The sequence below is a fragment of the Variovorax restrictus genome, assembly GCF_051216715.1.
In the GTDB taxonomy this organism is placed as follows: domain Bacteria; phylum Pseudomonadota; class Gammaproteobacteria; order Burkholderiales; family Burkholderiaceae_C; genus Variovorax.
The window spans coordinates 37660-50455 of record NZ_JBPJZH010000005.1 but is presented as its reverse complement, the minus strand read 5'-3'; the positions used below and the strand labels follow the sequence as shown (position 1 = coordinate 50455).

Here is a 12796-nt window from a genome sequence, read left to right as displayed (position 1 = left end):
GGAATGGCGAAGAACCGGTCAGCTCCGAGGAGCCAACGCCGTATTGTCCACCTCAGCCCGCGGCTCGGTAACGCGCTGGCGGTCGCCGCCACCTTGCTGGACCGAGGCCTCGCTCAGCGCAACGGCTGAATGCTCTCGGGGCGCGAATCTTGGCTTAACCACGTCCTTCGCGCGAATGGCGTCGACCATGGTCCAAATCCGGGCCAGCTCGGCATCCGCGGCCGCGTGCATGTCGATGCGCTGCACCAAGGCGAGCGCCGCCAGGGTGGTCATCACGCCGCCCACTTCCTGAGCTTTGTGACCACTGGGTCGGGAATAGACCCAGTCGACGAGCTGATGAGCGACGCTTGCTGTGCACCCGCAGGACTGCACGAGCTCCAAGGATTCCTCGAGAAAGCGCTGGTTGCGCACTTCCTCGTCACCTACTTTGACCGGTCCAAAGCACGCAAGCAACCAGGGCTCTACACGCGTCTGCAACGGCAGTGCGTCCTCAGCCGCCTCCGCCCGGACCTGGCACAGTTGCTCGGCGGTGTATCCGTAGACCAGGTACGGTGCTTCGGGCGGCCGGTCGGCATGCAGCGTGCGCAGCAGCTGCGGCGGGGGCAGGTCCTGGTGGTCATCCATGATCGACGACCTCGAGCGGTACCGTCAAAGCCACGAATACGGACGGCCCGTCTGCTGAGCGCACCTCATGAACGGCGTAGTCGTCGAACACGAACCAATCGCCTGCTACCGGTACATGCTTGGCCCTCCCCTGCTTGAAGAGCAGGCCGTCGTTGTGGAGCACATAGCAGAGCGTCGGCCCGCTCACGCGGTCTACGTGCTCGTCAACGCCGAGGGTGATGATCAGATCCTGTGACGCCTTGCGGGTGGATCGCTTGAATCCCAACGCCATCAGCGACTCCGTCGGCCACCAGGCCATGAGCGCCGGCGCCCATGAGGGGACAAGCTCGACAGCGACATCGTCCCCGTTGAAGTCGTTTTTCCACTCCGCTTCCCAATGGGCTTTTGCGCACCGCGCTGCAGCCGCGGCCACTCCGGAATCCACGGGGATGCGCCCGCGAAGCTCACCGTATGCGAAGCGCGGAGCTTTGGATTTGCCACGAGGGCGGTCAATTGTGGCGGTCGACTTCATGTTTCGGCTTGAGGCGGTTAGGCGATGGGGCAACACGGCTACGTGTGAGAGCAATTCTCCAGCGACTTCGCAGCGCATCCAAATCGCCGGCGTTTCGCTTCTGGACCACTCGCGTCGTTGCACAGCGCCGATCTCCCTAGCTCGGGAGGACCGGCGTGAGGCGCTTGGCGACTGGCCAGTAAGGCTTGCTCTTGACCAGCACGACAAAGCTCACGTGGTCGCGATGCCTGCCCACGCCCGAGTCCTTGTACAGACGGAAGAAGCGGTCCCGATCGGGGTACTCGTTGGCAGGCACCACTTGCGCAATCACACCCACCTTGGTCTTGCTGCTGCCGCCTGCCTGGCTCGTCCATTGAACTTCCGTTCCGATCTTGAAATCCATTGCTGTGCCCTCTGTGCAGTTGGTCCGATTGAAGGTCATATTGCGGCAGGCTTCACGGGTTCGGACAGCGCACGAAATGCATTTTCCAATGCTGCGCGCGCAGCGGGAACGCGGTGGTCTTCGCTAGAGAAGGCGAGGCCTTCCAGCTGGGCAAGCGCCGCCGTAATCCAGGTGCGGGCCGCCCCTACTGCCGTTGGCTCAACCGCACCGCCCTGCGCCTTGGTCGCCTGCGCTTCATACGCAGCCTTGGCGGCCTGGAGTTCGGGATGCAGTTGGAGGAAATCGGATTCAGGGTCAACGATCTTGTTCGCTGGGTACATCACGCCGTAGCACATGCCGCCGATGACGCGGCCTGGCCAACCTGGTGATGCGTCGAGCGTTCCGTGGACTAGGTCGTAGAACTGTCGCAGATGCTTCGTATCGTCAGGATCGAAGGATGATGGGGCTTTCTCTTCGTCTTCGCGCGCTGGATACCAGCCGCTCGCCACACTCTGGAGGATCCCTAGGACGGTCCCCGCGGCGTCAATATCGCTAGGCTTGGGCTTGGCGATGTTCATGCCGCACCTGCACTGATCTGGCTCGAGCCGATGGGGGCTGTTGGCGCCGCAATGTGCTCGCTCGCAGTGACGTGATCGGCGCATGCCTGCGTGGGCAGCGCGTCGCCTTCGAATCTCTCGATACGGTTGACGGAGTCGCCCCGCTTGATGACTCGCGCAACGAGAGCCCCTGTCGACTTCTCCTGACCAGCGTCATCCCAGGCCATCGCCGACACGCAGCCACAAGGCCGAGTGCCGACATACATGAATCCAAGGCTCTTCTGCTGCTTCTCAGACATTTGCTGGTTCCTTCGTGTAGGTGACGCGGTAGCCTCGGCTCGACCCTTCGACACTGTGCCGCTGGCCACGGTCGCAGGTATGGGTGAGGGTGTGGCCCATGCCACATTGACCGATTGCGTAGAGGCCGATCGCGTGCCTTGCTTTGCATCCGCCGCACAGAAACGTCGGCACCCCGCTTCCTGGCACGCCGGGCTTGTTTGTCGGCTTTCTGACACGACAGGTCGACGGCGACAACTTCTGCTTCTTCTGGTTCATAGGCTGCATCGAGCTGGCTCAGGGGGAAATTAGTTTTGCCTCGGGGGAAATTGTTTTTCCGCCTCAGCTCGAAAGGGAATTTAGTTTTTCCGTCTCAGCCTCAGGGGAAATTAGTTATTCCGTCGTGGCGAGCGCTAGGGCCTGGGCGGTCAAAGTTCTCCGCTTGCCGCGAAATACCGCGGGGGTAACGCGGCTGACATCACGACCCCGGTCCAAGGATCCGGCCACCAGGATCTTCCAGTTGGCACGCGTGTTGTCCACCACGGGACCGGTCTGGTCGTACAGCCTATGGCCCGCCTTGTAGTACGGCTCAGCGGCAAGGAGGCTCTCGACGATTTGCAGGGGGACCGCTATGCAGTCCAGCCCGTCGTTCAGATCGACTGCTTCGCCGAAGCAATAACGTCCGGCATTTGGCCCGACCACCGGGGTGTAACCGCGCTCCATCCGGCCCCAAAACTGCACGTGTTCGTGGTGCGAGTGGGTGTTCTTAAGGCTCGCGATGTAGTAGTTGCTCATGACTGATGAGAATTGGGGTTGGTTGCAGGGTTGGCGCACAGCGGGCCGCTCTCCGAGGCCCTCTTGCGCGCGCCACGCTTCGCCGCATAGAGAGCGCGCAGCGCATCCAAATGCGAGAGAAGCTCGGCCATCGCTACCGGATCGCATGCAACGATGAAGGCTGCATCACGCATGTACATCTGGCCACGCGTGGTCGGAACGTCACCTATTGGGTGTACGAACTCCGCTTGATCGACCTCCGCACCGTCCGCGGCGCGGACATCGGCCTCCTCCTCATGCCAGTACGTGCCACGGCTTTGCGCCCACCATCGTCCTGGAGTGGGACCTGCCGCCAGCGCGGCTCGGATCGTGACTTCCGCGGCGGTAGGCGCCAAAACGGCGCCAAGGCCTGCGAGATCGAAGTCCGCTCGGTCCTGGGCGGCCCCGTGTTCGCCAGATAGCTCTGCCAGCAATGCCGAGCGCACTCCGCCGAGAACCTCGGTCTCCGAGTCGGTTAATTTGCGGTTGAACGCGGCGCACGCACTGTCGTGGGCCGCCAGGAACCTGGCGACTGCCTGTTGCAAGGGGGTGGCACTCATGCGACGGCCACTGGTGTCGACGCCGCGTCATGGGCGCCGGCGCGCGCAGCGGCGAGAACCCGGAGCCAAGCAGTTAAACCGATTCCGTCGAACGAATGGTCGATTGCCCCGCGGCGGGCCTGCTCTTCCTCCCCCCGGGCCCAACGATTCAACGCGTACCCGATCACCAGGTGTCGCTGCGTCTCCGTCTCAGGATATCCGCAGGTGACGAGCTCGCGCAGGCCCGCCTCCACATCGAGCCTGTCGACATTCACGCCGGCGGTAAGGCCCGCCCTCACGAGAGCTCTCCTTCGACCGGAGTACTGGTGCTGGTTGCCACAGGGACCCGTGGCGCCGTGCCGGCATGGGCGAGCGCCCATGCAGCGCGGAAGCCATATGCGAATCCCATCGAGCGCATGCGCACGTCGGCGTAGCCGTTGCGCTGCAGCCAGGCGCGGTAGTGCGGGTCCGAGTCCGGCAATGCGCGGGACAGAGGTGCCCCCTGCTCTGCACCCGCCGATTCGGCCAGGCACATGATCGGATCCCGCGGCAGCTGTTGGTCGAACGGCGAGCTGTGCGTCAGCGTCGTCACGCAAAGGCCATCTTCGGTCGCGACACGCTGGGTGCGGAACTGCATGCCAGCCAACGGCGCCGGGGCCGGCACGGGCTCCCGTTTGCGATCAAGGTAGGCGATCAGACGCTTGAGCATCGGCTCCGTGCCGAAGACCTCGATGGAGTCTTGGGTGTCGTCGTCCCAGGTCAGCGTTGTCACGAGCTTGTCCAGGCCAGGACTACCCGCCGCCTCGGCCTTGACGCGCAGCCACCGCTCCGCGGCGGCCGCTTCCCTCCAGGAAGTGTGACCGGCAGGCCCCTTCGCCTCTTCGCGAAGCCGGTGAAGCTCCGCCCAGTGCGCCGCATCCATGGGCTGGTGCTGGCCAGCGCCGCCCGAGCCGCCCGCACCGCCCTCCGACACGACCGCAGCCTGTAAGGCAGGCGACGCGATCGTCCGAAGATCGGTCACGGTGAGCGCCACCTCGCCTCCATGCGCAGCGAGCGTCTGAATTGCCTCAGGGTTCGCCCCGCGCTGGTGGGCGTACTGGTCGAGGAACGCGACGACCCGTGCCTGCGCCGCGTCAGTGGCACTTTCCACAACAGCCGTGCCCCAATGCACGACGCAGAATTCCTCGACCGCCTCATGATCGGTCTTGCAACGCGGCTCCAGGCCGCGACTGATCGCGGCGACGTCCTCGTAGGACATCCGCATGACGACGGCCTCGCTCCCCTTGCCGTAGGGCTCGACCCACTCGACGAACTCCCCTGGCTGCGGGAACCGGTGCCGAAGGGTGGTCAGCGGCGAATGCGTCGCGACGAGCTGGAGCGAGTTGGCCATGGAGTCGGTGTCCTGCAAGTGATTGGGCGCTTATGCGCACCAACCGATTTTCAGGCTGTTAAGGTCAAACGACAAAATCGGCGTGTAAATCGGCAGCGAGGATGCCGATTATCGAACACCGAATCTGCGCTCCGAGTCAGCCGATGCTTCCGTCGTGCATTAAGACCTGAGGGAACCTCCACGCGTATGTCGCGTCAGGCTACACACTCGGCACGCAATGCTTGGTGCGATTTTGTGCCCGCCGCGGCTTTGGGCTCGCCTTGAGCGCCCGATAAAGGTCCGACCTATCAAAGCGGCGCCCGGCCACGCTGTTGGAGCCACTCTGGATCCCGTGACAGCGCCTCCAGCGCCTGCAGGCCGACGTCGTGCAATCCCTCCTCATCTTTCCGCCGGCGATAGACGATCACCGGCGGCCAGCCGGCACCCAGCGTGCCGTCGCCCACCTTTGGCAGGTCGTTGGCCACCGGACTGTTCAGGATGAGCACCGTGTGTGCGCTGAGCGCCGGCACCAGGTGGACTGCAACTTCCCGCAGCCCACGGATGAAGCTCGGGCCAGCGGTGCGGTAGGGACAGAGGTTGAAAAATGCCATCGACTCGATGGACTCATCGAGCCTCGACGAGATCTGGCCAAGAATGTGCTGCATGCCGTTGTAGGGCATCTGCATCAGGAAGCTGCGACTGATCGACCGCATTGCAGCTTCGGCATCCTCAGCCGCTGGCAGCGCCAGCAGTTGGTCTTCGAGGTGCGAGTCCAGCGCCTGATCGCGCTTTGGCGCGCGGCGTTGTGGACGTGCTTGTCCTGGCTCATGCGGCTTGATCACGCCACCTGGATCCTTCCCGATCACGACCGTACCGCCGTTGTACGACGGACCAATCCAGCCGACGAACGGGACGAGTGTCGAGCGGCTGGGGGGCGGGAGCCGGTCCGCCTTCGCCACAAAGCGCTCCCGAGGAATACGTGCAGCAGCCTGCATGGCCCGGGCCGCAATGGAGTAGTCGAATGGCATGTCCCCGAGCTTACGCAATGAGGACCCGACTCAGCGTGGACCGGCCGCTCAGAAGCTCCTGCGACGCGGCCTCCACCGTTCGCCAGCACCAGCGAGTTAGCTGTTATTCAGCCGGCAATCCGAGAGCGAGGGGACGCTCCGCCGCAGGATAGACCTCGGCCGGCGCTTCGGGCCACTCGCGGCGGCACGCCTCGAAATTGCCCTCGTTCCAGGCACGCAGGAACTCCATCGGTTCCCCTGCCGTCAGCAGAAACGCGCACAGGGCACGCCACGCAGTGATCTCAGCGGTCTGCAAAGCAACCAGTTCGGTGAGGGTGTCGAGCTCGGTTTTCATGGTGTGTTAGCGGGGAGGGGTTGAATCGCAAGGTGCGAACATGAACGGATCATCAGAATTCCTGGCCAGCTGGCACGCTCGCCGCTCTCGCGAGCACGGCCCCAGGTCCGCCAGAACGTGCGTCGAAGAACGCACGGACTTCAGCCCGATGAAAGATGACCCTCTGGTTCGCGTTAAGCAGCGGTCGGAGGTATTCGTTGGCAAAAAGCGCGCCCGCGAGACGAACCTGGCTCAGCCAATGTTGATTCCAGGCCGCTTCCATGTGCTCAAGCAGGTATCCGAAGTCATGCATCGCCGCGAGTACTGCAAGCTCAGCGCTGTGCTCGCAGGCCTGTTGCAACCTCGTCGGCACGCGCTGGACTGGGAGGTTGCACAGCAGCGCCGGCGTATTCCACGAACGAGTGAACGCCACCATCTCCGCCGGGAAGCCCTCGACGCACCGAAGGCCCGCGGGCAACGCGCGCATCGTCTTCTCGCTCCGGTCCTCACTCCAGACCCGCAACAAGGGCGTCGCGGTCATGGATGTACCGTTTCGCTAAGGGCGGTGCGAGGCGCGTCGATCGCTCGAATGGCCTCGTCGATGTCTTCCAGCAGACGCTGGGTAACCCGGTTTCGGCGAACGTACCTGGCGATTCGTGCCGAGTGCTCTTGCTTCGTTTCCTCGCGCTTGCGACCCTCAGCTTCATTGAAACGAAGCCGCTCGTCGTTGACGTAGTCGCGTGCGGCGCGGACCAAGCCGAGCAGGCGGCCGTAGGGTACGGGCCACGCGTGGGCGTCCCTTGACTCATCGATCGAGTCGAGTGACGCACTGACGCGCTTGGCGAGCGCGACCTGAGCTTCCGAGAGGCGTTCGTGGGCGTCCATCGCCAACATTGTCCGGAGGGGCTGTCCGACTGACGAGGACCCACCCTGGTGGTGCCAAAGCGCGAAGGTCAGCGCCGCGCGAACATCCTGCGGAAGGCGGGCAGGCTCAGCGTCGCGGATGGCTGTCGGAGTCGCTGCAGCCGGCCGCTCGGCAGCAGGCAGGCAGTCTGCGAACTCGGGCCGCTCGCGCAGTTGCGCGGCCAAGACGTCCGCTGTGAGTCCGATGCGCTCCGCTTCCGCGAACCACTCATCGAGCGACATCCGCGCCGGAGCCTTTACGACCGGGGGCAGGCACGCAAGGATGCGGTCGAGTGCCATGCTTGCGGGAGAATCGGTACCGACCAGGGCTCGCAGCGCGTCGACGTCGCAGCTCATTGGGGCCATCACAGCACCGACGGAGGGCTGCGGCGATGCGCCCGCGATCTGGCCGTCAGCGGCGGATCGGGCGATGACGTATTCGAGGCCGCTGATGGCTGCATCGACCGTGTACCGCTCGTTCAAATCCTGCATGCCCACGGATTTGCAGTTTCGAAGCACTTGGAGGACGTATCGGAGGTCCAGAACGTGGTGCTGGTCGACGATGCTGCTGGCCTCAGGTGGGTGACCCAAGAAGTACTCGACGCAGGCGCAAAACTCCGCTTCCGGCGTGCCTGCCCGGCGCTCGATGTAGCTGACCGACTCCAGAAGCAATGCGGCGACCATGTTGGCAGCCTGATCCGCGAGTGTCTGAGCGAGCTCGCCTTGCTCCCTCGAATGCCCCGGCTGTAGCGCTAGAAGTGCAAGCTTGCAGAAGAAGTGATCAGAGAGCCGCGAGTAGGGGGAGCCGCCGGCTACAGCCTCTTTCTGGGTTTTCGACGATGCGGTCAATGCGGTGGGCACTTTGATAGTCCTATTCGGCAAGCTGCGGAAAATGATTGCCTATTTTCGCTTACGGCTCGCCGATTATCTAAATCGGCAGGCTACAGCCGCGTGCTTTTCTGCCGGTTCCGCGACCAGCCGGCGAGCAGCACCCTCGGTCTGCGACGCCAGCCCCACCCGGCCGTGGAGTGTCGACGCTGATTCACCGCTGAGGTGACGACTCTAGCGGGCATGCGGGCAGCATCGCGGCGTCGGATCACAGCGATGGGCCTGACAATCACTGCTTCATGGCCTCTCCCACTCCCCTCCTCCGCGTCGCGCCAAGCGGCATCCACGGCCTTGGCGCCTTCGTCACGGGCGATCTCGCCGCTGGCGCCCTCGTGGGCACCTACGACGGCCGTCGGTACACGCCCGCGCAGCTCTCGGAAAAGGAATGGGATCACCAGGTGACCTACCTGTTCTCGATGTCGAATGGCAACACGATCGATGGTGGAAGGGGCGGGAATGCGACGCGCCACATCAATCATTCGTGCCTGCCGAACTGTGAGGCTGCGGAGGAGTTCGGCGCTCGCGGTCGTCTGGTGGTGCGGATTTACACGCTCGTCCCGCTCCGCGCCGGCGAAGAGGCGTTCCTTGATTACGGGCTGATCATCGACGAGGCCGACTCCCCTGCCGACTATCCCTGCAATTGCGGTGCTCCTGGCTGCCGCGGAACGATGGTGGCCACGGCACCGCCTGCTGCAGAGGGCGCCGGCGGCCCAACATAGTCCGGGCGTCGCAGGGCGCGGTGTCATCGCGACTGGTGCCGCGACATTTGCAAGACGTTAGCGGGCCGCGCCGCATGTCCAGCACTATCATCCGTGCCGTGCTCACCGCCACCCGTCAGCATGACCAACGAAAGGTCCTCGCCCGCGACTCGGAACGCATGGAGGCGCCGTTCACGTGCCCTGCCTGTGCACGCGAGATGGTTCTTCGCAAGGGGCAGATCCGGATCCATCATTTCGCCCACGCTGCCGCAACCGTCTGCCGACTTGGTGCTGGCGAGACGCAAGAGCACCTCGAGGTCAAGCAGGCGATCTTCGATGGGCTTCGCGACCAGCCGACAGTGCAAGGGCTGGAGCTGGAGAAGTGGCTAGGTGATTCGATCGCTGACGTCTATGCGGTCATTTCCGGCGTCCGCGTGGCGATTGAAGTGCAGCGCAGCGTGCTGGGCATCGATCAGATCGTCCATCGCACGTCGAACTACCACCGCATGGGAATCGCAGTAATGTGGGTTGCACTGCCCAGCGCAGACTTGACCTTCGATCGCTACTCACCCTCAGCCTGGGAGCGGTGGTGCCATGCGGCTTACTTCGGGCGCGTCTACTACTGGCACGGCGGTCAGACCATCAGGCCCGTGCACTTCGGGCCGGTAGCGCTGCACGTCCCAGAGCAGTCCTGGCGCCAGTACGGGCAGGAACACTCGGCCGGCGGCTATGACAAACGCTCAAAACGCTGGGTAAAGCCGCAGCCAGGCATTCCTATGCTGCTGTCGCATCACTTCCGCGGCCAGCTCAGGGAGCGTTGGAACGGCGGGAAGCTGCAGATCCCCCGGTGCACACTGTTCGTCGATAAACAGCCGGTGTGGTGGCTGTAGCGGTTCGTGCGGCTGCAGGCTGCGCGGAAGCGTTCGTCAGCTGAGGTGCTTGCCCACCAGGCTGGTCATCTCAAACATCGTGACCTCATCCTTGCCCATGACAGCCTTCAGCTTGTCGTCGCACAGGATGTTCCGTTTGTTCTGCGGATTTTGGAGGTTGTTGGACTTGATGTATGCCCAGAGGAGCTTCGTCACCTCTGTGCGCGGTTGCGGGGTCGACCCGATTACGGCGGCGAGCTCGGCACTTGGCGTAAGGGCTCGGTTGAAGGCGCTTGGCTTCTTGGCAACAGTCATGGTCTCTTTCAAACCGAGGATTTTACCGTTCGCACAATGAAAGCCTTGGGGGTCACCGCCCAGTGCTCTTGACGCCCAGTGCCTTCAGCGAAGCGGCCAGCGGCTGGCGGGTCGTCCAATACTCGGCCCAGGGGTCGACCGTTTGGAACGACAGGTGCTCGCGCGCGGTTGCGATGTTCCATTGAGCCCCACTCTTCAGCCCAGAAAGTTCTTCCCAACTCACCGGCATCGAGACGCCCAAACCAGGCCGCGCCCGTGCCGTGAACGCCGCGGCGGTTGTAGCGCTTTGCCCGTTCCGGAGGTAGTCGATGAAAAGCTTTCCCAGCCGGTTCGCAGGCCCGCTCTTCGCAACGAATCGGCTCGGAATGGTTTTGGCCATGTGTCGCACGACCGCCTCGGAGAAGGCCTTCACTGTGCCGTAGTCATACCGGGGCGCCAGCGGCACAACCACATGGAGCCCCTTACCTCCGCTGGTTTTCAGCCAGGCCTTGAGTCCGAGCTGCTCCAGCATGACCCTTACCAGCGTCGCCGCCTCCTGAACGTGCTCCCAGGGCGTTCCTTCGCCCGGGTCCAGGTCGAAAATCACACGGTCGGGCTTGTCGATCGCCTTCACCGTCGAATTCCAGGTGTGGAACTCGATGACGTTCATCTGAGCAGCACCAGCGAGCGCCGCGACCGAACCCACCTCCAGCAAGGCGTCATGACCCGGCCAAAGGTTCGCAGCTAGCTCGCGCACACCGGGCATGGACGTTTTCTCGGCGTGCTTCTGGAAGAACAGTTGCCCAGCCACGCCGGTGGGCCCGCGCACCAGGGAACATGGACGACCCTTGAGGTGCGGAAGGATCCAATCAGTCACCGACTCGTAGTAGCGCACCAAGTCGAGCTTGCTGAGCCCGGTTGACGGGTCGATGACACGGTCGGCGTTGGTCACCTTGACAGCGGAACGAGGTCCGGCAGGTCGCACCGAGGCTCCGTCCACGACCGACTTTGCACTCTCGCGCTGGATCGCGGCCGCCGGCTTGTCGTCACGCAGACTGACGAAGGACGCGTGTCGAATCTGTCCGTCGGGAGTCCACTCTTGAAACTCAACCTCAGCGACCAGAAGCGGCTGCACCCAGCGTTCAGCGCCAGCTGCTCTCTTGGACCAGCGGGCTTTCTTCGCCGTTCCAGCGCCGAAAGGCGAAGCCGACGTTTAAAGCGGTGTCAGCTTGGCCATCAAAGCTGAGGCCGCGGCGCCGCTCCACCCTGTACCGACGCTGCCCGCGGAGACCAGCCCTCCACCGGCCTCGTGAACCCCCAAAAGCAACCCGCCCACTGCGTTTCGGTTGTCGCTGCGCACCGTGAAGCCGCAGACCACGAACTCCTGGCGCAGCTTGCACTTGAGCTTCAACCAAGTCTCGGACCGCCGCGAGACGTAGGGAGCGTCAGCGCGCTTGGCAATCAACCCTTCCAGCTGCATGCGGCAGGCCGACGCGAGGATGGATGCGGGGTCGGCATCAAAGTCAGCGCTGTATCGCAGGATGTCAGTTTGATGCTCGTCGAAGAACGCCTTGAGTAGCTGCCGGCGGGCACGTAGCTCGACCTCGCGCAGGTCGTAGCCATCGAAGTACGGCACATCGAACACGAAGAAGACGACGCCCTGCCCTGATGTTCTTCGATCGAACGCGTTTTGCAGCGCATTGAAGTCCGGTCGACCGTCAGCATCCAGCACCACGACCTCACCATCCAACCAGGCGCTGCCGACCTCGAGTGCGCCCAGTGCTTTGACCAGGCCTGGCATCTTGGCCGACCAGTCATGGCCATTGCGCGTAAACATCGTCACCTGGCCGCGATCTAGGCGCGCCATCATCCGGTACCCGTCAAACTTGATCTCGTAGGTCCAGTCGCCGCTCGTGGGCGCGCCGGCGGCGAGCGTTGCGAGCTGCGGACCTAGCCGGGCGGGCAATGGCGCCTTCTTCGCCCCGGGAGTGACCTGTCCCTTCCCTTTCGAACGAGTGGTGGCCTGGCGCGGCTGGGGCGTCGGGGCACTTGTGGGGCGTGAAGACGTGCGGAGCGGCTTGGAGATCACACTGTCTGGAAGAGCCGTTACGACGTCGAATTCAGCCCGCGTCCGGACGAACGCGTCGCGCTTCTTGAAGAGGATCCACGGCTCCTGCTTCTCGCCGGGCTTCGCGATCTTCACGAGCTCCCATAGGCCGGCGAGTTTCTGCCCGTGCAAGTTGAACAGGAGCTTCCCCTTGGCCAGGCCCTCGCGCGGATCGCCCACCGGTTCCCAAGTGCCCTGATCCCAGACGATCACCGTTCCGGCACCGTACTGCTTTGGTGGAATCGTTCCCTCGAATGTCGCGTATGAGAGTGGGTGGTCCTCGACGTGAATGGCCATCCTCTTGTCGGCCGGGTCGAAGCTTGGCCCTTTCGGCAGTGCCCAAGAGACCAACACGCCGTCTAGCTCGAGCCTGAAGTCATAGTGCAGGCGGCTCGCCGCGTGCTTCTGAATAACGAACGACAGCGTTTCCCCAGGCGCGGCACGCTCGCCCCGAGGTTCAGACGTAATCTCGAAGTCACGTTTTGCCCAGTAGCGTGCGAGTGGATCGGTCGAGGTGTGGGGCATTGTTGAAGCGTACGGGCGCCAAACAGAACGACGGCCGGTGAAATTCGCCGGCCGTCGTCAGCCGCCCGCGCGGGGATCAAACCAGCTCCGCGCACTCGGACGGGGCTTTGGCCGACAGCAG

17 protein-coding genes and 1 pseudogene are annotated in these 12796 nt (G+C 63.8%); 2 read left to right on the top strand and 16 right to left on the bottom strand.

Features of this window, described 5'->3' with window-relative positions:
- Positions 1-18: 18 nt before the first annotated feature.
- The 13 genes from ACSFA0_RS22640 to ACSFA0_RS22580 all read right to left on the bottom strand — a co-directional run bounded on the left by ACSFA0_RS22640 (position 19) and on the right by ACSFA0_RS22580 (position 8155).
- The gene (locus ACSFA0_RS22640; RefSeq protein WP_435452525.1) at positions 19-624 is read right to left on the bottom strand and encodes a hypothetical protein; all 606 of its coding nucleotides are present in this window, start codon (positions 622-624) and stop codon (positions 19-21) included.
- The gene (locus ACSFA0_RS22635) at positions 617-1135 is read right to left on the bottom strand and encodes a hypothetical protein (RefSeq protein WP_435452524.1); all 519 of its coding nucleotides are present in this window, start codon (positions 1133-1135) and stop codon (positions 617-619) included. Before ACSFA0_RS22635 ends, ACSFA0_RS22640 begins: the two co-directional genes overlap by 8 nt.
- Positions 1136-1271: 136 nt before the next feature.
- Positions 1272-1517 (bottom strand): hypothetical protein, encoded by a 246-nt coding sequence (locus tag ACSFA0_RS22630; protein WP_435452523.1) that lies wholly within the window; start codon positions 1515-1517, stop codon positions 1272-1274.
- A gap of 35 nt (positions 1518-1552) precedes the next feature.
- Positions 1553-2074: a nuclear hormone receptor family protein gene (locus ACSFA0_RS22625; RefSeq protein WP_435452522.1), complete on the bottom strand. Its 522-nt coding sequence runs from the start codon at positions 2072-2074 to the stop codon at positions 1553-1555.
- Positions 2071-2352, bottom strand: a complete 282-nt coding sequence (locus tag ACSFA0_RS22620; protein ID WP_435452521.1) for a hypothetical protein — start codon at positions 2350-2352, stop codon at positions 2071-2073. Before ACSFA0_RS22620 ends, ACSFA0_RS22625 begins: the two co-directional genes overlap by 4 nt.
- Positions 2353-2722: 370 nt before the next feature.
- Positions 2723-3124: a hypothetical protein gene (locus ACSFA0_RS22615; RefSeq protein ID WP_435452520.1), complete on the bottom strand. Its 402-nt coding sequence runs from the start codon at positions 3122-3124 to the stop codon at positions 2723-2725.
- Entirely contained in the window at positions 3121-3702 is a 582-nt protein-coding gene (locus tag ACSFA0_RS22610) for a hypothetical protein (protein ID WP_435452519.1), read from the bottom strand. The genes ACSFA0_RS22615 and ACSFA0_RS22610 overlap by 4 nt, the downstream gene beginning before the upstream one ends.
- A complete protein-coding gene (locus ACSFA0_RS22605) occupies positions 3699-3980 on the bottom strand; it encodes a hypothetical protein (protein WP_435452518.1) in 282 nt (93 codons plus the stop codon). The genes ACSFA0_RS22610 and ACSFA0_RS22605 overlap by 4 nt, the downstream gene beginning before the upstream one ends.
- The gene (locus tag ACSFA0_RS22600) at positions 3977-5071 is read right to left on the bottom strand and encodes a hypothetical protein (RefSeq protein ID WP_435452517.1); all 1095 of its coding nucleotides are present in this window, start codon (positions 5069-5071) and stop codon (positions 3977-3979) included. Before ACSFA0_RS22600 ends, ACSFA0_RS22605 begins: the two co-directional genes overlap by 4 nt.
- A gap of 287 nt (positions 5072-5358) precedes the next feature.
- Positions 5359-6078: a hypothetical protein gene (locus ACSFA0_RS22595; protein ID WP_435452516.1), complete on the bottom strand. Its 720-nt coding sequence runs from the start codon at positions 6076-6078 to the stop codon at positions 5359-5361.
- Positions 6079-6181: 103 nt separating this feature from the next.
- Positions 6182-6412: a hypothetical protein gene (locus ACSFA0_RS22590; RefSeq protein ID WP_435452515.1), complete on the bottom strand. Its 231-nt coding sequence runs from the start codon at positions 6410-6412 to the stop codon at positions 6182-6184.
- Between the two features lie 52 nt (positions 6413-6464).
- Entirely contained in the window at positions 6465-6932 is a 468-nt protein-coding gene (locus tag ACSFA0_RS22585; protein ID WP_435452514.1) for a hypothetical protein, read from the bottom strand.
- Complete coding sequence (locus ACSFA0_RS22580; RefSeq protein WP_435452513.1) at positions 6929-8155, bottom strand: hypothetical protein; 1227 nt, start codon at positions 8153-8155, stop codon at positions 6929-6931. Before ACSFA0_RS22580 ends, ACSFA0_RS22585 begins: the two co-directional genes overlap by 4 nt.
- A 266-nt stretch (positions 8156-8421) precedes the next feature.
- Here ACSFA0_RS22580 and ACSFA0_RS22575 point away from each other — a divergent pair, with 266 nt between their 5' ends.
- Both ACSFA0_RS22575 and ACSFA0_RS22570 read left to right on the top strand, forming a co-directional pair.
- On the top strand, positions 8422-8901 hold the full coding sequence (locus ACSFA0_RS22575) for an SET domain-containing protein (RefSeq protein ID WP_435452512.1): 480 nt from the start codon (positions 8422-8424) through the stop codon (positions 8899-8901).
- A gap of 98 nt (positions 8902-8999) precedes the next feature.
- Positions 9000-9770 (top strand): competence protein CoiA, encoded by a 771-nt coding sequence (locus ACSFA0_RS22570; protein ID WP_435452511.1) that lies wholly within the window; start codon positions 9000-9002, stop codon positions 9768-9770.
- Between the two features lie 36 nt (positions 9771-9806).
- Here ACSFA0_RS22570 and ACSFA0_RS22565 read toward each other — a convergent pair whose 3' ends face one another.
- The 3 genes and pseudogenes from ACSFA0_RS22565 to ligD (ACSFA0_RS26595) all read right to left on the bottom strand — a co-directional run bounded on the left by ACSFA0_RS22565 (position 9807) and on the right by ligD (ACSFA0_RS26595) (position 12675).
- Positions 9807-10064, bottom strand: a complete 258-nt coding sequence (locus ACSFA0_RS22565; RefSeq protein ID WP_435452510.1) for an SWIB/MDM2 domain-containing protein — start codon at positions 10062-10064, stop codon at positions 9807-9809.
- A 52-nt stretch (positions 10065-10116) separates the two neighbouring features.
- Positions 10117-11202, bottom strand: a pseudogene (gene ligD / locus ACSFA0_RS26600) (DNA ligase D); the annotation flags it as partial.
- Between the two features lie 54 nt (positions 11203-11256).
- On the bottom strand, positions 11257-12675 hold the full coding sequence (ligD, locus tag ACSFA0_RS26595; protein WP_475539785.1) for a non-homologous end-joining DNA ligase: 1419 nt from the start codon (positions 12673-12675) through the stop codon (positions 11257-11259).
- Between the last annotated feature and the right edge of the window lie 121 nt (positions 12676-12796).